This window comes from Lactiplantibacillus xiangfangensis (genome assembly GCF_001438845.1).
Classification (GTDB): domain Bacteria; phylum Bacillota; class Bacilli; order Lactobacillales; family Lactobacillaceae; genus Lactiplantibacillus; species Lactiplantibacillus xiangfangensis.
The window spans coordinates 16,744-41,440 of sequence record NZ_JQCL01000054.1; the positions used below are offsets into that span (position 1 = coordinate 16,744).

13 protein-coding genes are annotated in these 24,697 nt (G+C 48.2%); 5 read left to right on the forward strand and 8 right to left on the reverse strand.

The genetic code is table 11. The features are described from left to right. Positions 1–17 precede the first annotated feature (17 nt). Positions 18–1,556 (reverse strand): FAD-dependent oxidoreductase, encoded by a 1,539-nt coding sequence (locus IV64_RS04600; protein ID WP_057705970.1) that lies wholly within the window; start codon positions 1,554–1,556, stop codon positions 18–20. Positions 1,557–1,666: 110 nt separating this feature from the next. On the opposite strand from IV64_RS04600, the gene IV64_RS04605 reads away from it, so the two are divergent. Further along, positions 1,667–2,554: a LysR family transcriptional regulator gene (locus tag IV64_RS04605; protein WP_057705971.1), complete on the forward strand. Its 888-nt coding sequence runs from the start codon at positions 1,667–1,669 to the stop codon at positions 2,552–2,554. Positions 2,555–2,643: 89 nt separating this feature from the next. Here IV64_RS04605 and IV64_RS04610 read toward each other — a convergent pair whose 3' ends face one another. Then, entirely contained in the window at positions 2,644–7,251 is a 4,608-nt protein-coding gene (locus tag IV64_RS04610) for a BspA family leucine-rich repeat surface protein (protein WP_057705972.1), read from the reverse strand. Between the two features lie 290 nt (positions 7,252–7,541). Between IV64_RS04610 and IV64_RS04615 the strand changes: the two genes are divergently transcribed. Continuing rightward, positions 7,542–9,206, forward strand: a complete 1,665-nt coding sequence (locus tag IV64_RS04615; RefSeq protein WP_057705973.1) for an FAD-dependent oxidoreductase — start codon at positions 7,542–7,544, stop codon at positions 9,204–9,206. A 555-nt stretch (positions 9,207–9,761) separates the two neighbouring features. Next, positions 9,762–10,934, forward strand: a complete 1,173-nt coding sequence (locus tag IV64_RS04620) for an MFS transporter (protein ID WP_057705974.1) — start codon at positions 9,762–9,764, stop codon at positions 10,932–10,934. A gap of 56 nt (positions 10,935–10,990) precedes the next feature. Here IV64_RS04620 and IV64_RS04625 read toward each other — a convergent pair whose 3' ends face one another. From IV64_RS04625 to IV64_RS04645, 5 genes are all read right to left on the reverse strand, one after another. Then, entirely contained in the window at positions 10,991–12,262 is a 1,272-nt protein-coding gene (locus tag IV64_RS04625) for a glycoside hydrolase family 125 protein (RefSeq protein WP_057705975.1), read from the reverse strand. Positions 12,263–12,638: 376 nt separating this feature from the next. Further along, the gene (locus IV64_RS04630) at positions 12,639–14,027 is read right to left on the reverse strand and encodes a glycoside hydrolase family 1 protein (protein WP_057705976.1); all 1,389 of its coding nucleotides are present in this window, start codon (positions 14,025–14,027) and stop codon (positions 12,639–12,641) included. 13 nt (positions 14,028–14,040) lie between these two features. Continuing rightward, positions 14,041–14,922: an ROK family protein gene (locus tag IV64_RS04635; RefSeq protein ID WP_057705977.1), complete on the reverse strand. Its 882-nt coding sequence runs from the start codon at positions 14,920–14,922 to the stop codon at positions 14,041–14,043. A 1-nt stretch (position 14,923) separates the two neighbouring features. Continuing rightward, positions 14,924–17,635, reverse strand: a complete 2,712-nt coding sequence (locus tag IV64_RS04640; protein WP_057705978.1) for an alpha-mannosidase — start codon at positions 17,633–17,635, stop codon at positions 14,924–14,926. Positions 17,636–17,645: 10 nt separating this feature from the next. Continuing rightward, positions 17,646–18,935 carry a glycoside hydrolase family 125 protein gene (locus tag IV64_RS04645; protein ID WP_057705979.1) on the reverse strand — a complete coding sequence of 430 codons (1,290 nt, stop codon included), beginning with the start codon at positions 18,933–18,935 and terminating at the stop codon, positions 17,646–17,648. Positions 18,936–19,084: 149 nt separating this feature from the next. Here IV64_RS04645 and IV64_RS04650 point away from each other — a divergent pair, with 149 nt between their 5' ends. Both IV64_RS04650 and IV64_RS04655 read left to right on the forward strand, forming a co-directional pair. After that, positions 19,085–20,149 carry a GntR family transcriptional regulator gene (locus IV64_RS04650; protein WP_057705980.1) on the forward strand — a complete coding sequence of 355 codons (1,065 nt, stop codon included), beginning with the start codon at positions 19,085–19,087 and terminating at the stop codon, positions 20,147–20,149. Positions 20,150–20,152: 3 nt separating this feature from the next. After that, positions 20,153–22,288, forward strand: a complete 2,136-nt coding sequence (locus IV64_RS04655) for a GH92 family glycosyl hydrolase (RefSeq protein WP_057705981.1) — start codon at positions 20,153–20,155, stop codon at positions 22,286–22,288. Between the two features lie 821 nt (positions 22,289–23,109). Here the strand turns inward: IV64_RS04655 and IV64_RS04660 are convergent. Further along, positions 23,110–24,582 carry a response regulator transcription factor gene (locus IV64_RS04660; protein WP_057705982.1) on the reverse strand — a complete coding sequence of 491 codons (1,473 nt, stop codon included), beginning with the start codon at positions 24,580–24,582 and terminating at the stop codon, positions 23,110–23,112. Positions 24,583–24,697 lie beyond the last annotated feature (115 nt).

Genomic DNA, 24,697 nt, shown 5'->3' on the forward strand with positions numbered 1-24,697 from the left:
TTTTTAATAGCCAACTATTAATCCTTACTCAAGAAACGGGCAGCGTCTTCACCCGCAATTCGACCCGAATTCCAAGCAAAAGCACAGGTAATGCCCTCCACATCAGAATAAGAGTTATCGTACATCCCCGTTGCATCAGCGCCAGTAACGTAAACACCCGGAATGACCTTGTCTTGCGTGTTGATTGCGTGCATATTTTCATCCACAACAATGCCACCAATCGTTCCTAAAACGGCAGAATGGACTTTAATCGCATAGAATGGTCCCTCTGCGACATCGTACTTAAGGAGACGGGCATCCTTATTGAATTCTGGATCATAATGACCCTTAACGGCTCCGTTATATGCACTAATCGTCTGCGTTAACGTCGCTTGATCAACATCAATTTGTTCTGCCAAATCAGCAATACTGTCGCCTTTAACGACCTTACCATCGGAGATTGCTTGCTGAAAATCTTGATCCATCGTCGTTAATGGCCCCGTTGCCGCATCGACATGCAACTGTTGTAAGACCGTCATTTCTGATGAAACGTCCTCCGGTTTGAGACTATCAATAAATTTCTTTACCTGGAAGTAACGGGTATACGCGCCCAACATTGGCACCCGTTTTGTCTTAAAATCATCCAACGTTTTTTGATCAACCAAAGCAAAATATTGCCCATTTTGTTTGGCCGTCACGTTTCCCCACAAGACACTGTCATAAACGACGCTCTCATCCGCAAATCGTTCCCCACGCCGGTTGACCCAGAGTAATGGTAATGAATAGATTTGGTTAATCGAGTGGTTACCACCCTGGCTCCCCGTTGCTTCAAACGTCGGGTAAACACACGCGTTGTGATTCTGGAAATTCGTAAAGCCCCGCATCTGACCACCAATTTTGTGAACCATGTTAATACCATCACCGGTCGCCTTGAGTTCACCAGCCACGTATAAGTCAGTCGTATCTTGATCCATATACTGTTTGACCATCTTCGAATTACCTATAAAGCCACCGTCAGCGACAATGACTACCGTAGTTTTGACATCAGTCACTTGGTCACCGTGCTTCACCCGTAACCCCGTCACGCGACCATTTTCGGTTAAAATTTTCTGGCCTTCCGTTTCCGTAACCACTTGACCGCCCTTGGAAATGAAGTAGTCAACAAGTTTGTCAAACGAGTGAAACTTGTCGATAAACATGTGGTACGTTCCGGTCTTACCAAAGTGGTAATCCTGCAAATTACCGACTAACAAGGTTTTCATCCCGTGGGCCGCTAACCAGTCTAACGTCTCCGCTGACTTGTTGATCAGCTTCCGGACGATACGGCCGTTATTGCGCCAGTGTGAGTAATTCATCAAATGGTGGAACATTTGATCACGCGTCGTGTAGTCACCAGCATTGATCTGTTGTTGTGATTCCACTGCAAAAATTCCTTCGGCAGCCCACTTAGAAGCACCGCCCCAATCTTTACCCTTTTCAACAACTAAAACACGCTTTCCTTTTTCAACTAGCTCGACCCCTGCGGATAGACCAGCACCACCTAAACCAACAATAATCGCATCATAACTCGCATCCATGATTACAACTCCTTTTCTATGTTTTCGCCTTAATAGTAAAGCGTTTACATTCTTTGTGGAACTGAGTAGAATTGTCCTCAGTAGAAGAAAAACTTCGGGTGGTTATGATGATGTTTAAAAAAATCAATCTTTTCATCGATGTTATCGAACTAGGTAGTTTTCAAAAAGCGGCCCAGCGGAACTTTATTTCCCAACGGGCCGTCTCTCAGAGTATTAATCAGTTGGAAAACGAATTGGACTTTAAACTCTTTACACGGGGGAAAAACAAGATTTCCGTCACCCATGCTGGGCGTGAGTTTTATTTAAAAAGTCGCGATTTAGTTAATAATTTCAACACTTCGATTGATAACATTCAAAAACAACAGCAAAATCAGTACCAAGATTTAAAGATTGGCTACTTTTCCCCGTTTGAAAGTACCCTACTAGCTAATCAAATTCTGAAAATCAAACGAGATCATATCATGAAGGTCAACCTAATCGTTAGCGAAGAAAGCGTGGAACACTTAATTTCTGACACCATCGCCGGACTATTAGATATGGCGTATATCATTGACTATGGTCACATTGACGATTTATTGGGTGACACTTTAACCAAGCAAACGGTTTATCAAAATCAGATTAAAATTGGGATTAGCCAAATGAATCCGTACGCCAACTGTGATGCTTTACCCATTGACGTCTTGACGGAATACCCGATTCTCTATTACAGTCCTGAAGAATCCGACTATATTCGTAACGGTTTTGCTTCAACCTTACCCTTGTCCAATAATTCCTTTACAACCAAACGGATTGCTAGTATTGAACAAATGCAATTACTAGTTGCCACCGATACCGCTATTGCTCACTACCCAGGTGGGCTTACTGCGGTTCCACTAGCAGATAAAATCAATTTCAAATCCCTCAAAAATCAAACTAGTGACTATCGGATTCAAGCTATTTTTCAAAAGGATAGCCCGAAGATTGGGTTAATTCATCAATATTTATCCAGCTTCAAATAGGGCACATAAAAAACGGCCTAGTAAGATAACAAATAATCTTACTAGGCCGTTTTTTCGCATAATCCGCTTCAACCGTTTGCCGTTAATTTTTATGGTTCTTCATGCCGGTGCTTACCAAAGAAGCCAGCCAATCCCAGCATTCCCATCATAATGGTGCCGGTAATTGCTGCATAACTGGTCGTGTTTTCACTAGTCTTTGGTAGCTCAGCCGTTGTATTAACAGGGGCTTGTTTCGTCAGTGGCACGGGCTGTGGCTTACTCTGCATTCCATCCGCTACAACAACGGTCGTGATTGGATTCATCTGCTTCTGACGACTGTCATTTGACTGATCACCACTCGTTGAAGGATGGTCAGTACTGTCACCATCAGTGCCGGAATTACCCGGCTCAGTTGTTGACCCACCATTATCACTATCGCCGTCATGACTATTATCTGGTTCTGTTGGCGTCTCACCATTATTGCCATCGCCGTCATGATTGTCATCCGGTTCTGTTGGTGTCTCACCATTACCGCCATCACCGTTATGGTTGTCATCCGGTTCTGTTGGCGTCCCGCCATTATCGCCATCACCAGTACTGTTATCCGCCACTACGGTAATCGTGACCGTCTTCGCCACTTGATTGCCAAACGCATCGGTATACCGATAGCTCACAGCATAACTTCCCGGCTTCGACGTATCAACCAAGTCAGCACCCGTTACCGTGATGTAATCTAGCCCCACTGCTTGACCAGTCGCGTCCGCCGCACTGATAAAGCTGTCCGCTGGTGTCCAAGTTTCACCCTGTTTTACCACCGCATCCTTAACTGACAAGCTAGACTGACTAGTCTTGACAGTAATATTAATCGTTTGCGTGGCTACGTTACCATAAATATCGGTGTACCGGTAAGTGACCTGATAGGTTCCAAGAGTTTTAGTATCCACCTTGTCAGCGTCAATTACCGTCACTTGATTAAAATCAGTTACGTGCTGGCCGTCAAACGTTACCGCCCGGTCAAAACTATCCTCCGCGGCCCACTTTTGGCCTTGGACAATCGTCGTATCGTGGGCCACAACGCCAACTTGACTTTTAACCACCGTGACCGTAATTGTCTTAGTTGCTACGTTGCCATAAATATCCGCATAACGGTAAGTCACCTGATAAGCACCCGGCTTTTTAGTATCCACTTTGTCAGCGTCAACCACTGTCACCTGATTAAAATCGGTCATGGGTTGGCCATCAAACGTCTCGGATTGCACAAAACTGTCTTGCGCGGTCCAACTTTGTCCCTGCACTAAAGTTGTATCTTTCACCGAAATTCCGACCTGACTCTTGATAACCGTGACCGTAATCTTCTTAGTCGCCACATTGCCGTAAATATCCGTATAACGATAGGTCACCTGATAAGTTCCAGGAATTTTTGTATCCACTTTATCGGCACCAACCACCGTTACTTGGCTAAAATCAGTCATGGGTTGGCCATCAAACGTCTGGGCCTGTACAAAACTATCTTGCGCGGTCCAACTTTGTCCTTGCACGATAGTTGCGTCCTTAGCATCAATCCCAACTTGGCTCTTCATAACGGTTACCGTAATTGTCTTAGTTGCCACGTTACCGTAGATATCCGTATAGCTGTAAGTCACCTGATAAATTCCAGGAGTTTTTGTATCCACTTTATCGGCACCAACCACCGTTACTTGGCTAAAATCAGTCATGAGTTGGCCATCAAACGTCTGGGCTTGTACAAAACTGTCTTGTGCCGTCCAACTTTGACCTTGCACGATAGTGGCATCCTTAGCATCAATCCCAACTTTACTCTTCACAACGGTTACCGTGATCTGTTTTTGGGCCTGATTGCCGTTAACATCAGTGTATTGATACGTCACCGTATACGTCCCGGGAGTTGTCAGATCGACTTTGTCAGCGTCAATCACGACGACTCGTTCCGGATCCGCTGGTTGCCCGTCAAACTCTAAAGCACCATCGAGGCTATCGCGCGCGGTCCATTTTTGATTTTGCGTAAGGGTCGTGTCGTGCGCCGTCACGGCCACCTTACTGGCAATGACTTGAATCGTCGCAGTCGCCGTGACCGGCTGCCCCACCGCATCACTATACTGGTACGTCACTGTATAAGTCTTAGGCGTTGTCGTATCCACAGTCCCGATAGAAGTGACCTTACTAAGTAATAAGGTTTGCCCATTCAAATCAGTCCCAGCTACCAAGTTATCCGCTGGCTGCCATTGATTTGGCACGGTTTGATCAAGAACCGAATCTTTAACGGTTAACGATTTAAGGTTCTTCTGCCACACAAACGTATCCGCTAAAACGGCAGGGTCAGTCAAATTTAGTAAGTCCTTAGACGTAAACTGGTCATACTTAGAGTTGATCCAATAACCCGTATTGCCCTTGTATACATCGGGATCCGCAACAATGGCTGGTAAATTAACGCTAGTGCCATTCACCGTCAACCGGGTTTTAGCACCAAGCACTAATTTGCTCAATTGGTCCGTCCCAGCAAGCATGTCCGCTAACGTGGTGACCGATGACGTATCAAAACTAGATAGGTCAAGCGTCGATAGTGATCCATCGTTAGCGAACATGTTGCTCATATCCGTGACTTGACTAGTCTGCCAGTCTGACACGTTCACATCCGTTAAGTTAGGCAAGTTACTGAACATATCCTTATAGCTGGTGACGTGGTCAATTTGCCAACCACTGGCGTCCACGTTGGCTAACTTCTGATACCCCGAGAAAAGTCCCATCAAATCTGTTAGCTGTGGTAAATTCCAGTTTTGAGCTGAAACGGTGGTCAGATTATCCAAGCCACTAAATAACGGCTTGATTTCTTTAAAGTTACTTAAATCCCAATTATCGGCAATGATCGTTTCGAGAGCCGTATCGTTGGCAAGGAGGTCCGTAAGATCAGTAATATTGCTTAGATCCCAGCCGCTGATATTGATGGTTTTTAAACTTGTTAAGTGTGTAAATAGAGACGCTAAACTAGTTATATTTTTATTGAATTTCAGATTACTAGCGTTTAAATTGACAACACCACTATATGTTTCCGTATACGGATTATCGCCAAACAATTTAGGTAGGTCAGTTACAGCATCTAAGTTCCAGCCGCTGATATTTAATGTATCCATACTAGTATATCCAAACATTTTAATCACTTTTTGAACATTACGCACATCCCACTTATGCAAATCTAAATTTTTCACACCAGAACCAGAAAACATCATCTCCATAGTGGTTACATTGCTGGTATTCCAATTTGAGACATCAAGGTTAGTCAAATTTTCAGTTCCGTTGAACATGCTCATTACATTTGTGAAGCTACTAGTATCCCAACTCGAGACATCAAGATCAGTTATACTTGAACCACTAAACATTCCACCAAGATCTTGCAGTTTGCTAGTATCCCATTTTGAAACATCTAACGATTTCAATTTCCACAAATAGCGAAAAGTTCCCTGCGCACTGACCAAGCTACTAGTGTCCCAATTAGCTACATTTAGGCTAGTTAACTCCTGATTCCCATTGAACATATAGTCCATATTAGTAACATGTCTGACATCCCAACCACTAAGGTCAAGGGTTTTCAATGCAACATCTTGTTGAAATACATACGACATATCTGTAACTTTTTCAGTATCCAGGTAGTCAAGGTGTGTAAACGTCGTTGCGTTCGCTAGCCCATTAAATAACCCATACAGACTTTTTTCCGCAACAGATGGGCCATCAAAAATAACCGATTTTACCTGACTGGTGTAGCCCTCCCATGGTCGTAACGTTACATCTCCTGGACTGGTTCCGAATGTCCCCGCACCAATGTGCAACTCCCCATCGCTGTTTAACGTCCACTGACTAGTTCCGCCCCAGACATTCCCAGTTGCCACTTCGGTAACAACTGGTTCAGCCGCATCCATTAGCGATCGACTAGCCTTACTAGTTCTCAGCATACTTGCCATCATGCCACCCGCATCAGTCAAGTTATCAACTGGTACTAACAGTTCGTTAGTTGCTCCTGACACCGTCGAGCTCAGTTCTTCCGTAGTCATTGATTCCGCTGGCTGTTCTTGCATCGGCGCTTCTGATTGGCCGGTCGCCGCACCCTTTGTTTCTTCTTCGACCACTTCATTGGGCCGCTGTCCATCAGCTGTTGGCGTTGCGGGTTCTTCTGAATTTGATCGTGCCGGATTAGTTGGGCCCGCTGACTGTTCTTGAGCCGGTACTTCTGGTTGACCATTTTCCGCATCTTGTTGTTTCGGTTCAACCACCTTATCCGGGGATTGTTCACCTATCTCAGCTACCGGAGATTCGACCTTTAACTCCGATTTCACAGGTGTTGCTGAACTGGGATCCTGTGGCTTTGGCGCTTGTGACGTATCCTGGTCAGCCTGATGCTCTGACTGACTAACCGTTTTGTGAAGCTGATCTTGATCGCTGATGGCAGCGGTTACATTTTCATTCGATGCTTGACTGCCTGGCTCCTCTTTTAGTGTCACTGTTGGTTTTTCAGTTGAAACGGCTCCCGGTGTAACTTGGCTAACAGTGCCATTCTCAGCCGGATTCACTTCATCCGCTTGAACCAGCAAGCTTCCTTGCCACATTGTCGCCAGTACGATCCCCGCGAACAGCCAATAACGCCCTTTTTTATACATTTTATAATGTGTTACCTGGTCAGATTGAAACAACCCTTGATTATTTTTTCCCATTCCAAATACACGCCCCTCTTTATTGCACAACCGTCTCGGACACCGCTTCATTAGAAAAATAATATGCTAACATCATTAACTTCGTCCATCATCAACAGTATACCACCAAAACTAAATCATTTTGACTTTAGGCTACCCCATTTCAAAATTGCGACCAAGCCCGCATACTCCAAGTATTTACACGCTAAATCATTCAAAGCGATTAACGTCCAGCTTAATCAGTTGACTTGCCCCACCAAAAACCATACGCTCTTGGTATATCTTCCTACTTATTCAAAGGAGTGATCTATTTGAAGTACGTTATTATCGGTGGCGTTGCTGGTGGCATGTCCGCCGCGACCCGCTTACGACGCTTAGATGAAACGGCTGAAATTGTCGTTTACGACCAGGGGCCCTTCGTTTCATTTGCCAACTGCGGTCTTCCCTTCCACTTATCGGGAGAAATTGCGGAACGTAGCGAATTAATTGTAAAAACGCCCGCGCAACTTCACGAGCGTTTCAATATCGACGTTTATCCTAATCACAAGGTGACCGCAATTTCACCTGAACAACGACAAGTTCAAGTCGAACACGCCCATCAGACTGAAACCGTTGCTTACGACAAACTCGTGCTTGCGACCGGTGCGCAGCCCATCGTGCCGACCCTTCCCGGAATTGACGCTGCCCACAACGTCTTCACGCTTCGCAACATTCCCGACCTTGATCAGATCATGGCGGCTGTTCAGAATACTGATCATCACCGGGTCCTCATTGTCGGTGGTGGCTTTATTGGACTGGAAGTCGCTGAAAATTTGCGCTTGCGCGGCCTAGCCGTCACGCTCGTTGAACAGGCACCCCACGTCTTACCACCGCTAGATGAAGAAATGGCCGCGCCCCTCAAAACTGAGCTCCAAACAAACGGCGTCACAGTCATTACTGGAACCGCCATCGCTAGTTTTGAAAACGCCGGTCACACCGCCATTCTGAGTGATGAAACGACCATCGATACTGATCTGACCATCATGTCCATCGGTGTGCGTCCCGCCAGTCAGCTCGCAAAATCAGCCGGCTTAAAACTTGGCTGGCGTGACGGAATCGTTGTCAACGACCACTATCAAACTAGTGATCCTAACATTTACGCGATTGGGGACGCCATCCTAGTCAAACAACAGATCGACGGTCAGCCAGCCTTGATTGCCCTCGCTTCGCCAGCTAATCGCCAAGGACGGCAAGTCGCCGACAACCTTGCCGGTATCAACCGCTTAAACCGCGGTAGTATCGGGACGGCAATCGTCCGCGTCTTTAATTTGACCGCCGCTTCCACGGGCCTAAACGAACGGGCCGTCCAACAACTTGGCTTACCTTACCAAGTCGTTCACACCCGTACGATGGACCACGCCAGCTATTACCCGGGAAGTGAACCCATCACGCTCAAATTGATTTTCAGTCCGGATACCGGCAAAATTTACGGTGCACAGGGGATCGGCAAAGCCGGCGTCGACAAACGGATCGACATTATTGCGACCGCCATCAAGGGACATTTAACGGTTGCCGACCTACCGGAACTGGAATTAACGTACGCACCCCCGTACGGCGCTGCTAAGGACCCAGTCAATATGCTCGGCTACGCGGCGCTTAACTTGGTAGAGGGCCTCAGCAAGAATATCCAGTGGTACGATTTGCCCGCCGCACTAGCCGCTGGCAAACAACTTCTAGATGTTCGTGGCGCGGATGAGCTAGCAGCGGGACACTTTAAAAACGCCATCAACATTCCACTAGAACAGCTCCGCGCCCGCTTAGGTGAACTCGATCCTAAACAAACCTACATTGTGAGCTGTTTCAGTGGTCAACGGAGCTACATGGCGGAACGTATTTTGCGTCAACACGGCTTCACCGTCGAGAATCTGGACGGGGCGTTTTCGTTATACGCCGCCGTTCGTCCCGAAGAGCTCGTGGGCCTACCATCGTCCAACTAATCCGATGACCTAATAAAAACCGTGTTTGTGGACCATTCGTCTACAAACACGGTTTTTGCTTCCGTTTGGACAAATGCCCTAATTTAAACTGCCATTTATGATAAAGTTGATTTAGCGTCTTTTTAGACAACAACTCAAGGTTGAAAGCATTAAATCAGACACAAATCGTTGTCATATCAAAGGTTAACGATAAAAAAATAGGATGCTTCATCGCTTCGTCAGGCAGAATAATCTTACTATTGTTATTTCCATCAGATAATCGGAGGACACAACTGATGACATCGGTCGTGAAGGTGGCGTTGGCGCGGCGCTTTTTTTGCCGGGCTTATACCACGGACAGTCCGGGACAGCTGTCATTCAAAGATCGTTCCGGGCGAGGGACTAGACCGATCCCCAGGCTAGATCCGGTCCCACGACCGATGTCATCAGTTGCGACCGGAATAGCTTATAAACAGCTAATTTTGTTGGTCCAGACATTGATGCAACGGTAACTAATCCTTAAATTTAAGTTTCAACCTTTAGACAACAACCTATAAAAGATTGGGAGTTTTTTTCATGACAAAGTATCGGTGGCAGGCAAGTGCCTTAGTTTTAGTAACGTTTATGTTGGGCTGTAACGAGTTTATGGTCGTCGGGGTCCTTTCAGATATCGCACGCTCACTGCGCGTCACCGTAGCGACCGCGGGATACCTCGTCACGATTTTTGCCATCGTTTATGCCGTTAGCACGCCGCTGATTACGATTCTATCCAACCGCTTTAGCCGCTATAAAACGCTGATGACCTTACTGGTCATCTTTTTGCTCGGAAATACTTGGAGTGGCTTCACCACCAGCTATGGGTGGTTTTTAGTGTCCCGAATGCTGACCGCAGCGGTTGCTGGCGCCATCGAATCCCTCGTTATCCTGTTTGCAAACGACATTGCGCCCCGCCACAAACGGGCGATGCTAATCTCTTGGATTGCCGCCGGCTTCAGCATCGCCTCAGTCGTAGGCGTTCCAATCGGTACCGCCATCAGTACGGCCACTAGTTGGCACGTCGCCTTTCACTTGATTTCAGTACTCAGTTTGCTGACCGTCATCGTGATGGCTTGCCTGCTCCCACGACACTTGCCGCAAACCCCGGGTAGCATCAAGGATCAACTCGTCTTATTGACGGACAAACGAATCTACCTAGGTGCCTTACTGATCCTCTTTTCAGCCGCGGCCATGTACGCCTACTACACTTATATTCGCCCGCTACTAACGACGGGACTCGGCTTCAACACGACCGCACTCAACTGGTTGTTGTTCGTCATCGGTTTAGTTAGTATCATGGGGAACCGCTTGTCCGGCACGGTCGCTGAACACCGTGGCTTAAAAATTATGCCGCGCTTTTATTTAATTGATATCGTTTTGCTATTATTGTTTCCACTTGCAATGAACAACCAGCTAACGGGCTTTGGTATACTGGTCATTTTGACCTTACTGATTTCGGTCGTTAACTCACCGATTCAAATTCACTTTTTGGACGTTGCTGAGGCCGACTATCCCCAAGCACTCTTGCTGGCGTCGTCACTCAACGCCATCTTCTTTAACGTTGGGATCTCAGTGGGTTCCGCAGCCGCTTCCATGGTTTTAGCCCATTCAGGTCTCAAGCAACTTGGACTGGGTGGTGCCGTCTTCTCCGGACTGGCCCTGCTCACAACCATCACGCTAAACCGAGTCATTGCGCAACATCACGCACGTTAAAATTAAGACTAAAAACGCCCTTCAGAAAATTTTCTGAAAGGCGTTTTTAGTTTCCGTTAAACTTCAATAACATCCAATGCTAATTCACAGTAAGTCATGTTAGCCCATGAAAACCAATCGCGGGTGTATTGACTCGCATCATCAACACTAACGCTCTCGTGGCACTGCCCCGTCCCGTTATCGGTCGCTGCAATTTTTTCTAATTGCCCCACTTTGACGGCTTGGTCAGTTGCGGTAAGGCCCTCCATCGCCAAACTAATCGGCCACACGTAGGCTTCCGGCGTGTGGTTACTCCCAATGCCCGCCAAGACTTTTCCTTGATAATAGTACGGATTTTGCGCACTTAAAATGAACGCGCGGGTGTGTTGATATAATTCATCGTCGATATTGGTATACCCAATAAATGGCAATGACAATAAGCTCGGCACGTTGGCGTCATCCATCAACTTTTGGTGACCCAGGCCATCCACTTCGTAGGCGTAACCGCGTTTACCACCCGGTAGCGTCACCACGGCATACGTCGCAATTCCGGCTTTAACGGCCGCAACCAGTTGCTCAATTCGGGCCTTCAAAGACGAAAATTGTGTTGGCATCAACGGCAGAAGTGGTTCTAAAACGGCTACCACGAACATATTTGACGGGACGTGGTACCCGTACTCGCAAGCATTGTCGCTCGGTCGAAAACCGTTCCAAATCATTCCGGTGTACCCCACCGGCGTTCCCCGACCATCGTTGGTCAACGTATCATTGGCGGGGCAATCAACCCGTTTGAAGTAGTACGGTGATTGATCGTGATGCTGTTCCGTTTCAAAAACCGTCACGATGACATCAAGTGTTTGCCAGAATTCATCATCCAAATAATCCGTATGCGTTGTGTTCTCCCGTAATTTTAAGGCTAGGAATAGCGGGGCACACAACGAGTCGATTTCAAATTTACGCTCCCAAACTAAATCAGAAACGGCTACGTCAGAATCATCTTCACTCCAGTGCGCGCCCGACGCCGTTTGATTAAAGGCGTTGGCGTACGGATCGTGTTGCACGTACCGTAACTCCCGCCGCAGAACGCCCACTAAAAACGATTCTAACGCTGGAATCGTTTTGATCAATTTAACGTAAGGCAACACTTGAAAGGTCGCATCCCGTAACCACATCGCCGGAATGTCCCCGGTTTTGACGAAGAATGTGCCATCCGCCTCCGCCGTCGTTGCCTTGGCCAGCGCATCACTGAGTAAGGTCCGCAAGCGAGCCGTGGTTTGCTCAGTGGGCAAGGTCTGTTTGGCCGCGTACGCATCGACCCGCGCCACTAGTTCAGTCAAGTTAGTCTTCATGTTTTCTCCTTTTACGTCAACACGCCTGAGATTATTATCTAATGAGTTGCTCCGCCAGGTAACCTTGATGTCCTATGAAGGACGGTTTCATCCAAGGTACGGTCTGAAGCACACCAACACTTCCCGGATCCGTTATTACTATTGTTATAAGCTCAACATTCATTGAATAATCGGAGGTTGGCGCTGATAACATCGGTCGTGAAGGTGGTGTTAGGGTGGCGCTTTTTTGCCACCCTTACACCACGGACAGTCCGGGACAATTGCGTCCTTGGCAAGTGTTCCGGGCGAGGGGCTAGACCGCTCCTCAGGCTAGGCCCGGTCCCACGACCGCATGTCATCAGCGACAACCGGACATCGAAATTTCAACCTTTAATCATTATTTCGAAAATGACCCACGTTCACTCAGTTGTTTGAACCAGCCCGCTGACTTTTTCAGCGTCTTGGTCTGAGTATGAATGTCATCGCGAATCAAGCCATAGCGGTTGTGGTACGCGTGGTTCCAAGACCAGCAATCGATTGCGGTCCAGACAAAGTAACCTTGGCAATTCGAACCAGCGTCAATGCCCTTAGCTAACGCGCTGAGATGTTCCTTCATGAAATCAATCCGGTAATCATCTTGGATCACCCCGTCCGTCATAAAGCGTTCTTCACCGGCGACGCCCATCCCGTTTTCGGAGATGAACCAGGGAATATTATGGTAATTATCGCGGATGTTAATCGCAATGTCCGTCATCGCCTGTGGATAAATTTCCCAACCGCGGTCCACGTTCATGACCCGTCCAGGCATGGCGTATTCCTTAAAGTAAATGTCTGGTAACCATGGTTGCAAACTCTTCGGGCTGATATCTGGACGCGCCACCCGGAAAGGATGGTAATAATTCACGCCGAGGTAATCCACCGGGTTAGCCGCAATTATCGCCAGTTCTTCCGGTGTGGCATCCCACAAGATCCCGTCGTGTGCGAGCGTTTCAACTAGTTTTTCCGGGAAATGGCCCAGAACTGCTGGATCTAAGAAGAGGTTATTTGACCACTGTTCGGCAAATTCAGCGGCCGCAACGTCCGCCGGATCATCTGACGAAGCGTATGCCGGCGTTAAGTTTAAAATAATACCAATTTTTTTCGTTTCATCCGGACAGATTTTCCGAAAACTGGCGATGGCCTTGGCCGAGGCCAAGTTCATATTGTAAGCCACTTGCACCGCCTTGGGCCCATCCTTCAAACATGGGTAGTGCCAACCATACAAGTACTGGCCGTCCACCACGACTTTCGGTTCGTTAAACGTAAACCAGTCATCGACCCGGTCCCCGAATAATTTGAAACACTGTTCCGCGAACTTTACGAACAAGTCAACCACGTGCTTAGATTCCCAGCCACCGTACTGGTCGTAGAGGGCCACCGGCAAATCAAAGTGATGCAAGTTGATATACGGTTTAATATGGTGCGCCAACATGGCATCGATCACGTGGTTGTAAAACGCCACACCATCCGGGTTTAAGCTGCCCGTTTCAAAGTCATCGATCAGTCGCGTCCATTGGATCGATGTCCGCACCCCCTTGATTCCCGCCTGTGCCATTAAAGCTAGGTCATTTTCATAGTCATTGTAAAAGTTCGACGCCAAATCCGGGCCAACCCCACTGTCAAACGCATCCGGGTCAGTCGCAAACCAATAATCAAAGACATTTTGATGTTGCTTATGAAAGTTACCTTCCGTTTGGGGTCCAGAAGTTGCGGCACCCCAAACGAAGTCCTTTGGAAAAGTGATCATCTGAAAAATCCTCCTAGTTTACTGACTGTTCAAAATCGACCGCAGCGCCCCGTAAGTTGGCTTCACTCGTATACTGACACAGGACCAGTTGGGGTTTCAACGTCGCAATTGGCACTTGTCGATAAATTTCCTCTAAGGCTTGCTCAATCCCGGGAATCAGTTGCGGATTATTTGAAATTCCCCCGCCCAAGACGATCTTTTCGGGGTCAAAACTATACTGAATGTTGAAAATACCTTGCGCTAACGCCGCGTACATCGTCTTAAGTTCCCGCTGCGCATCCAAGTCCGCCTTAGCCGCTAGCGCGTATAACCCCTCACCCGTTAACGGCGTTGCCAACTGCTTATCAGTAGTGGCCAAGTAGCGTTTGATTGCATTGGGAATCGTCCCAAGTTCACTGAGCGTCCCCCGGTCATCCACTTTGGTATAGCCGAACTCACCGCCAAACAAGTGAGCACCGTGCCAAACCTGGTGATTAAAGATCAACGCACCACCGACACCGGTCCCAATGATGAGTAACGCTAGACTATCGGCACCTCGACCCGCGCCACTCTCTAATTCCGCTAAAGCGGCACAGTTAGCGTCATTTTCAATGGTCACCGGCAACTTAAACCGGGCTTCAAATTCCGCCTGAATCGGAAAGTTGTGAATATACGGAATGGCGCTCGCGCCTTCAATCTCACCGGTTCGCTTGTTCACCGACCCCGGCGAACTGATTCCGACACCGGTAATGGGCGCTTGCGTCTTCATTTGACTAACTTCCGTCGTTAGCAAAGTCATAAAGTCGTCCTTAGTCGCTGGCGTAGGGACCGCGTGATGCGCAACCAGGGCCTGATCTTGCCAAATCGCAAACTTAATACTCGTCCCACCAATATCAATTAATCCCAGTGTTGACACGTTATTTCACCTCAGCATCCTTAAATAACAACGTCTTGATTTCGGCGGGGGCTAAAATAGTCGCTGCCTTGTCTGGCAATGGTTCTTCGAAGAAGTTGACCACTTGGGCTGGCTCATTCTTAAAGTTAACGGCTAACGGTGCCGTATCCGTGCCTAAGTTATACCCGCGTAACGTGATGCCATTGGACTGGTTCGCGCGTTTCAAACTCGTCACCGCAAACGCTGGACTTTGAATCTGCAGATAACTCGCCGCAGCGTCAAGATCACCATCATGGTGGCCCGTCGTTTGCACGCTAAATGGCACTTGGAAGTTATGGGCATTGTGGTAGCTTTCTAATCGTTGGACGTCACTCCCATCGTGCAGTTCCAAGCTGTATTCAAAGGTGAACTCACCCTGAGTTTGGGCTTCGGGCGTTGCAAAGTAGCCCCAGTCACCCATTTCACCCACGGAACGAATCATGGTGAGCGCGACCGTGTTCGTTGCTGGTAAGATTTCATATTCGTTCAAGCCAAAGTTACCAACCGTCACCCCGTTGCCCGCTTCGTTTAGGTTCACAAAGGCCTGTTGATGTTGCGGATTCGTTGGGTTTTCCCACGTCTTAGCTGGTTGGTTAGGCCGCGTGACCGTTTCATAAATCGAGTCGGCTTCGTTCGTCGTCGTGTCTAAATCAGTCTGGAATAACACGCGCACCCGGTGATCCTTCATTTGATTATTCAAGTGGGTCGCAAAGGTCAACTGCTTGCTATGCCGACCCAACGTAATCGTCGTCGTAATGTCTAACGGTCGTAATTCAGTCGCACGCTTAGCCGTCCGTTGCGTAATATCAATCACGGCCTTTTCTTCCTCAATCAAATGGTCGTCCGCCGAAACTGGAATTTGCATGTGGTTAACGACTTCGATGGTCGTTCCCAATGCGTCGTCGTGAATTAACCGTGTCGAAACCGGAAAGTCCGTTGAAAGAATGGCTTGGTTATCTGCCGTTTGTCGGTAAATGTATTCATTCCCCATGTCCCCAGTATCTTCAAAGACCATCATTTGATGGTACGTCTTACCGGTTTCACGATTCATGACCGTCAAACTCCCGTCAGCAGCTAACGTGGCTTGTACCCATTCGTTGCTTAATTCGTGGTCGCTATTAGCCGGCGTCGCATCTGCCGCGACGGGACTAGCCGCCACCGTTGCTGGTTGGAGGGCCAACGCCTGCCAGGCAAAGGCTGGTAAGCCCGTCATATTGAGTTCAATCGTTAATTCAATCGCTTGGTACGGCACCCGGAAACGGTCCTTTGGTAAGTCATAGTGGAACGCAACTTCCTGTTTAATAAGGCGGAATGGCACGGATTGCCCCTGCGCATCAACCACGTTTAGTGCTGGCAAGTCGGCCAGTTCAGCGACAAGTTTTGCACGTTGTTCCTGAATCGTGCCCGCTTCGCTAAAGTTACGCCGGTCCCATTCAACCGTCGCCGTCACTAAGCCCGACTTCGAATAACCGGTCGTATTTACCACGACAAACGGCTTAGCCGCCGTATCAAAACTAGTCGTATTGACCCGACTAGCCAATAAATTCAGGGCATCCTGAGCGACAAAACGACTAACTTCGGCGGATTTCGCAAACCGGGTCATCATTTCACGGTGGACTTCATCAACTGAACAACCACAAATACTGTCGTGCGGATGGTTTTGCAGCAATAATTTCCAAGCGTAGCGCAACCGGTCGTGCGGATAATCCGCAGCCGGGTAAGCCATCGTTGCCAACGGTTCCGCCTGATTTTCAATCAAACGTTCCGTGGCGGTATTAGTTTGTTTTAAATAAACCCGGCTAGATGCCGTATTCGCTAAAGTGTACCAGCCATCCGTTTCTTGGCTGGTCAATTCCCCATCGATCGTGCTCAAGTCTGCGGGAAGGTCCGCCCGCAACGTTTCTAAATAGTCCGTAAAGTTCGTGTGAATAAATTCATAGTCCGGATAAAGCTGGTTAGCCACCTTGATAGCCTTCGTCACGTTTGTTTGGACTGGCTGGTGGTCGACCCCGTTCATCATCAGAAGGTCTCCGGTAGACGCAAACTTCTCGGCGTCGGCTAACTTTTGATCCCAGAAAACTTTTGCTTGGGCGGGATCAACTGGAATTTCATTGCCATTGCTGTACCAGTTGGCAAAGAGTAGCCCTAAAATCTTGCTACCATCAGGACCCTGCCACCACATTTCCGAGTATTGTGATTCAAAATCAGCTTCGCCAGTTTGGTTATTGAAGCCAGTTGGTGTCACCCCGCGCCCAAAAGCGGCGGTCTTTAAGTTGGCTAACGCCATCATCTGTGGCGTCTGTCCCATGTTGCCAAACGTATCCGGGAAATATCCCAGGGGCACGCCATCCCCATATTTTTTCACGTCATCGCGCCCGATGATCATGTTGCGAACGTTCGATTCCGGGCTAATCAAGAAGTCATCCTGCAAAATATAGAAGGGGCCGATGCGGAGCTTTCCCGCTTGAATAGCCGCAGTTAATTCGGCTTTCCGCTCTGGCCGTACTTCCAAGTAGTCATCAAGGGCAATCGTCTGACCATCTAGGTGAAAACTATCAAAGGTCGGGTCCTTTTTGAAAATATCCAGCAAGTTATCGATCAGGGTAACCAGTCGCATGTGGTGTTGCTCGTATGGCATGTACCATTCACGATCCCAATGGCTGTGTGAAATAATGAAAACTTTTTTCTTGGTCATAGTGGTTTAACTACCTTTCTATTTTGAAACCCAGTGTCGTCAATAATAGTTCGCAATACATCATGTTTGCCCATGAAAACCAGGCCCGGGTAAAGTGCTGGTCATCATTAACGTCAAACGATTCGTGCATCAAGTTGGTGCCACCCGTTGTTTTGATCAACGTTTGCAAGGCGGCTAATTGTTGTTCTCGGCGACTGGTCGTGAGCCCCTCCATCGCAATGGCAATCGGCCAAATATAATTTTTCGGCGTGTGGGGGCTTCCCTGACCAGCACCCAGTGGCCCGCTATAATAATACGGATTCTCGGGACTCAGCAAGGTCTGCCGCGTCCGCTGGTAATTCACGTCTAACAAGTCGCAGTAACCGAGGTACGGCGCACTGAGTAAGCTAGGCACGTTGCCGTCGTCCATCAACGTGGCGTGCCCGAGACCGTCAACTTCATAGGCGTAAACTTTTTCGCCGTTCGCGTTCAGCGTGTAACCGTAAGTTTCAATCCCTGCTTTAACGGTGGCCTGCAAGCGTTGCGCTCGTGCCACAATATTTGCATCATCGAGCACGCTACTGAAGATCGTTTGTAAATAACCAAGGATGACCACCGCAAACATATTAGCCGGGACTAAATAGCCGTATTCACAAGCGTCGTCACTCGGCCGAAACCCCGACCAAATCATCCCCGTGTCCCCAACCGGACGCCCGTGACCATCCTCCGGCAAGGAATCTTCCGGGTGGTCCTGTGTCCGGATAAACCGGTACGGTGAGGTGGCGTGATGTTGTTCGACTTCGAACGTCGTCAATAGCTTCTTAACACCGGTTACAAAGTTAGCGTCAAATTGTGCAGTCGCGCCCGTATTTTTATACAGTAGGTAGGCAAGTTGGACTGGGTAGCACAGAGAATCAATTTCAAACTTACGCTCCCAGATCCAAGGACCCATCTCGGTTTGGTCGGATTGGTGGCCGCGACTGTTAGCGGTTTCATTAAAAGCGTTAGCATAGGGATCAATCGCCATATTGAAGAATTGGCGCTGGACGACCCGGGTGATCAACTGCGCAATTCGCGGTTGCTCGTGTGCTAGCACCAAGTACGGCCGGACTTGTGCAGTCGAATCTCGTTGCCACATTGCCGGAATATCGCCGGTCAAAATGAACGCATACCCCTGAGCATCGTCTGAGATCGTCGTGGTTAATGTGTTTAAAAAAGTCTTTTGAAAAACCGCCCCAAGTTGTGGGTTGATTGGTTGGCTTAACTGATCAATTTTAGTAACAAAAGCTTGAACATCCTTGTCGACATAGTTCGTTGTCATCGTTTCACCTCGTATTTGGTATATCATTTATCTTGATTATAACATGCTATTTTCAGTTGTATATATCAAATCACGACTTTTTCTTCCCTTTTATCCTCAAAAATGATATATTGTCATTAAAATCAATCACTAAAGGAGGCATGCCGTCAATGGCACGTAAAGAACCCCGTTATTTAACGATTTATCACGATTTAGAGCATCAAATCTTAACGGGTGAGCTACACCCAGACGAACAGCTCCCCACCGAATTTCAACTAGCCAAAACCTACGACGTTAGCCGGATTACCTCCAAACGGGCCCTAACTGAATTAGAAAGCCGTGATTTGATCTATCGCCGGCAAGGCAGTGGCAGCTTCGTTCAACCGCATAAAGCCAACTTGACCAGCAAGCAACTATTAGTCGTCTTACCGTTTCCGACTAACGCCGGTCTCGGGGACTACGCTTCCGGCATCAGCGCGGCCGCCAATGCAAAGCACTACCAGGCCGTCACCATGGACCCCAAAGGATTTGCCCAGCTAACGGCTACTGAAATGAAGCATAAGTACGCCGGACTCATTTATTTGCCACAGGATCTGTACCAAGAAGCTGAACAACTCTACCTATTGAAGCTTGAAAAGGTTCCGGTCGTCTTGCTAGACAAGTCGCTGCCTGAACTTGAACTTCCCGTCGTCGCTGCGGATAACTTTAACGGTGGCCAACTCGCGACCAACCACTTGATCCAGCAACAACATCACCAAATCTTGTTTTACGCTCAAATGGAACAAGCCGTTTTACCAAGCTCCGTTTATGAACGCTACTTTGGTTATTTACAAGCGCTTCACCAAGCCGGACTCAAGCCCGTTGTCTCCATTCATGAGCTGACGACCTTAAATCAACTGACCCCCGATGATTGGCTGACCTATTTAGATCAACATCACATCACCGCCATCGTCGTCGAAAATGACCTGATTGCCATTAAGTTGATGAACCGTTTGCGAGCCGTTGACCCAACCATCTGGCAGCGCCTGTCGATCGTCGGCTTCGATAATATTCAAGCCGCCAGCTTAACCTATCCCGCTTTAACGACCATCGCCCAAGATTTCAAGGGGATGGGCAAAAAAGCAGTCGAACTATTGCTCAATCAGCCTAACCAGCCTAGTATCGTTCGCCTACCCGTTAAATTAATTAAACGTGCTTCAACCAAAGCGTTACCCAAAATTCCCAAGGAGGATTAACTCTTGAAGATTGATGAACTCGATATTCGCCAAGGAACGGCGAACACGTCCCACCGCTCACATGGCAACTGTCTCCCCTACGTCGGGGTCCCATTTGGCATGAACTACTTTAGTGTACAGACGAATGGCGAAGACGGCGCCTGGTTCTTTCAACCAGATGCCCCACGCTATGAAGGAATCCGGCTTACCCATCAGCCTAGTCCTTGGATTGGCGACTACTGCCACCTGCTTTTAACGGCCGTGCAGTGGCAAGATCCAACCGAGCATCCCGATTTAGTCGGCAATTATCGCCCCAACGAAGCTACGTTCAACGCCCACCACTTGGCCCTATTTGACGACCACTTCAACGTGCAAACTGACTTGGTGCCCACCGCTTACGGCGCAGCCATCACGTATGACTTCCAAACGCCAGAATTGGCTCACCGTGGGATTGCCATTCAATTGCCAGATGACGGTCAATTTGAATTAACAGATACTGGCGTCCGACTCACAGTTTCCGACTATCATGACGGCGAAGATCCCAATCTCACCCTTTTTGTGGAACTGACGGTTCCGGGACTTGATTCAGCTCACTCCGGTTACTACGACGCTAACCAACAATGGCACGCGGCTACGGCTGGTCGGGGCAAATGGTTAACCTTGTTACTAGCCACGACCCAGACACAATTGGACTGTCGTTTGGCGACGTCTTATCTGAACGCGACCCAAGCGACCCAAAACTTGGCGGTCGTTCAAAAAAACACCGTTCAGCAGCTCCAAGATGAAAGCGCTAACCTGTGGAACACTTACTTAGCCCGTGTCAGTGTCAAAGATCACCACCCCGCAACGGTCCAAACTTTCTACACCTGCCTGTACCGGCTATTCTTATTTCCACAACGCTTTTACGAGTTGGACGCAAACGGGCAGCCGCAACATTACGACACGATGGCTAAGCAGATCAAACCCGGCGTCTTGTATACTAATAACGGCTTCTGGGACACGTCCAAGACGATCTACTCACTCTTTTCAATCCTGGCGCCCGAACTAATCCCACAATTTTTACGTGGCTTTTTAACGAGTTACCAAGAAACGGGCTTCCTCCCCCGCTGGCTCGCACCGGACGAACGCGGTATGATGCCTGGCAACCTGGTCGATTCCGTCATTGCGGAAAGCGCCAAAAAAGGGTTGGCACCCGACCTGATGCCCGCACTCTTAGCCGCTATGCAGGACAGTGACTCTAAAGCGGCGCGCGGTCAGCGCTACGGGCGTCAAGGTAGTGCGGATTACGACCGCTTGGGCTACGTTCCCGCTGACAAATACCCCGAGAGTGTCAACTGGACACAAGACTACTCGTACAGTGATTACTGTATCGGCCAAGTCGCCGATACCCTCAATCAGACAGCTGTCGCGACCAAGTATTGGCAACTATCTAAGCGTTACCTCAACTTGCTTGATCCACAGACTGGTTTCTTACGACCTAAAAATACCGATGGCCAGTTCAAACCGAACTTCATACCGGACCGTTGGGGCACCGACTACACCGAGGGTAGCGCTTGGCAAAATAGTTTCAGTGCGTTCCACGACATTCAGGGTCTGATGACCGCAATGGGCGGCAAAGCAAAGCTAGACGCCCAATTAACAACGCTCTGTAACACTAAACCGACTTACCACATCGGTGGATATGAAATGGTGATTCACGAAATGGCAGAGTTGGCCGCCATCGATTACGGGCAACTGGCCATCTCAAATCAACCGAGTTTCCACCTGCCCTACCTTTTCAATTACACGGGGCATCCTGAAAAGACACAGGTCCTCGTCAAACAGTTACGGAAACTCTTTAACGCTTCAACGACCGGTTTTCCAGGCGATGAAGACAACGGCTCAATGTCCGGCTGGTTCATCTTTGCCTGCCTCGGCTTCTACCCAGTGTGTCCGGCCGACGCTGAATACGCGCTTGGTATTCCGGCATTCGACCAAATCACACTGCACCTAGCCGACCACGACCTGACCTTAACGACGGCCAACAACCATGACCATAACAACTTCGTGCAAAGTACACTGATCGACAATCAACCACTGACCACTTCAACGATTAGTCACGCCCAACTGATGGCCAGCACCAGGATTGCCACCCGCTTAGGCTTGGTTCCTAACAACTAATCACTTATCACTTAGAGGTTAATGACAAACAGATACGATACTTCATCGCTCCACCGGACAGAACCAGTGGGCTGTGGGGTCGGCTACAGCCAAAGTGCGGGCTTCCGCCTCGCTTGTAAGCCTCAAAGAACGAGTCTTTCAAGTCGCCCCGCACTGTAACCTGGTTCTGCCGGCTGCGCTAGGATTGGTTAAAAACAAGCTAGATCAATTTTCATAGAAAGATTACCTTAGCTGGAGGTCACCCATGATGAATCTGCCGCGAAAGTGGCGTTGACCGGTGGACTTCCCGGTTTACACCACCGACGTCTTGCGATACGTGGGGTGGTGGCTCGCAAGCGACAAGTTTACCAACTTTGTTAGTGTTAACGTTGGTATCTTGTTAGTATCAGGTTTTTGTGACTTTCAACCTTTAGCCATCACACTAAAAATGGTCCTCCATATGGAAAATTCCATATAGAGGACCATTTTTTGATTATTTAACGATGCCGCTTCGTCGGGCAGAACCAGTGTGCCATGGGGGGCGGTCCCAGCCACACTGCGGTCTGGAACCTCACTTCAAAGCCGATAGCCCCTGTCTTTGTTAAATACAAGCTTACTAACAGAATTAGCTAATTCTATTGACTCATCGGAGGTTGTCACTGATAGCATCGGTCGTGCTGGTGGTCTTAGCCCGGTGATTTTCCGGGTTTAAACCACGGACGGTCCGGGACAATTGTGTCTTTTGCAATTGTCCCGGGCGAGGATTGAGACCGCTTTTCAGGCTCAATCCGGTCCCACGGCCGCATGCTATCAGTGACAACCGGATTAATTTTAACTGAACATTAAGTGGGTTGCCCCGCTGCTTGCTGGCGGTACTCTTTTGGCGAAACGTCACAAATCAGCCGGAAATTCTTATAAAAATAGCCACTATTCGTGTAGCCGATTTCTAACGCAATATTGCTAATACTTTCATCCGTACTGAGCAACATTTGTTTGGCCTGGTCAATCCGATACTGATTCAAATACTTGGAAAAACTTGTCTGGATTTCTTTTTTAAACAACTGGCCTAAATAAACGGGATTTAGATGTAACCGGTTCGCCACTTGCGTTAATGACAAATCCTGTGCGTAATCGGCTTTAACAATGGCAATAACCTGCCGGACGTTCTTTGAATAAGTCAGTTGCGGCTTGGGTTCATAGCGTTGCACCAGTGCGACCACCGTCTGTTCCAACGCCGCAATCGTCGGGGCATTATCAATCAGCGTTAACTGCGCTTCGTAGTCCTGATTGCTAAACGTCTGGTGGTTACTCAAAATGTTCAAGACTAAAAAGGCAACCTGCCGCGCATAGGACGGTGCAACGTGTTCGTTACTTAATTTTACGAACAATGCTTGCGTCAACGTCACCATTAACGCTTGATTATTACTACTTAGCGCTCGCTTAAATTTATCCAGGGACACCTTAGGAATCTCCGCCTGCCGTAACCATTCCGTGCGGGCCGCTCCTGACAGAAACGGCGACCGGCCTTCGTAAAACTGATAAAGTTCCGCTAACGTTTGGGCCTGCTCCAAACTATCGGCGAGGCCCGATAGCTGACTGACCCGTTCCCCCACCGTCACAAACGACGCCCCAGTAATGAGTTGCTGGGCCTCTAACTGTTGAATGAACTTCGTTAAGGCCAGGTGCGAGCCAACAAAGCAAATCATAAATTGATTCTGACTCACGTAATATAAATTCTGCCCTTGTTGCTGACAAGCCTGACTTAACGCATCATAATTCGTGACGTTATTACAACAGATCATCGTTAACTTATGTGGATTATTTGCGACACCCGCACTATTTAACAATTGTTCCGTAGCTGCTTCATCAAGTTCCTGCGCCACTAACCGCTCCGTCTGCATTTCCAAATAGTAGTGTCGCGTTGCGGCTTCCTTCGTTTGCGACTCTAATTGCTCGTGTGCCTTAATTAAAACTTTTTCAAGCTCCTGCGCATCAACCGGCTTCACCAAATAATCAACGGCACCAAAATGAAGGGCCTGTTTCACGTAATCAAACTCCTGATAGCCTGATAGTACGATGACTAACGGTGCTTGCGGTAATAATTGCAACTGCTTCATTAGGGCTAATCCCGTCATCTCAGGCATCCGGACGTCGGTAATAATTAAGTCGACCGGTTGCTGTTTAAAAGCTGCTAACGCCTGCTTGCCGTTACGAACCGTTTGAACAATTTTAAACCCGTTTTTTTCCCAATCAACGATCTTGGCCATACCCTTTAAGATCATGTATTCATCATCAACTAACATGACACTATACATTTTAAAGCCCCCTCTACAAAACCAACTCTAAAAATGGTACCGCTTACGTTTGGTGCCACCTGCCGCCCTGCATTTCTAGAAATGTGCTCACTATCAAAAACTAGAAAGTACTAGG

Excerpts from the sequence above, each read along its gene's own strand:
- IV64_RS04605 (WP_057705971.1), top strand. The coding sequence starts at position 1,667 with ATGTTTAAAAAAATCAATCTTTTCATCGATGTTATCGAACTAGGTAGT.
- IV64_RS04620 (WP_057705974.1), top strand. The coding sequence starts at position 9,762 with ATGACAAAGTATCGGTGGCAGGCAAGTGCCTTAGTTTTAGTAACGTTT.
- IV64_RS04630 (WP_057705976.1), bottom strand. The coding sequence starts at position 14,027 with ATGATCACTTTTCCAAAGGACTTCGTTTGGGGTGCCGCAACTTCTGGA.
- IV64_RS04645 (WP_057705979.1), bottom strand. The coding sequence starts at position 18,935 with ATGACAACGAACTATGTCGACAAGGATGTTCAAGCTTTTGTTACTAAA.
- IV64_RS04625 (WP_057705975.1), bottom strand. The coding sequence starts at position 12,262 with ATGAAGACTAACTTGACTGAACTAGTGGCGCGGGTCGATGCGTACGCG.
- IV64_RS04650 (WP_057705980.1), top strand. The coding sequence starts at position 19,085 with ATGGCACGTAAAGAACCCCGTTATTTAACGATTTATCACGATTTAGAG.
- IV64_RS04660 (WP_057705982.1), bottom strand. The coding sequence starts at position 24,582 with ATGTATAGTGTCATGTTAGTTGATGATGAATACATGATCTTAAAGGGT.
- IV64_RS04610 (WP_057705972.1), bottom strand. The coding sequence starts at position 7,251 with ATGGGAAAAAATAATCAAGGGTTGTTTCAATCTGACCAGGTAACACAT.
- IV64_RS04640 (WP_057705978.1), bottom strand. The coding sequence starts at position 17,635 with ATGACCAAGAAAAAAGTTTTCATTATTTCACACAGCCATTGGGATCGT.
- IV64_RS04600 (WP_057705970.1), bottom strand. The coding sequence starts at position 1,556 with ATGGATGCGAGTTATGATGCGATTATTGTTGGTTTAGGTGGTGCTGGT.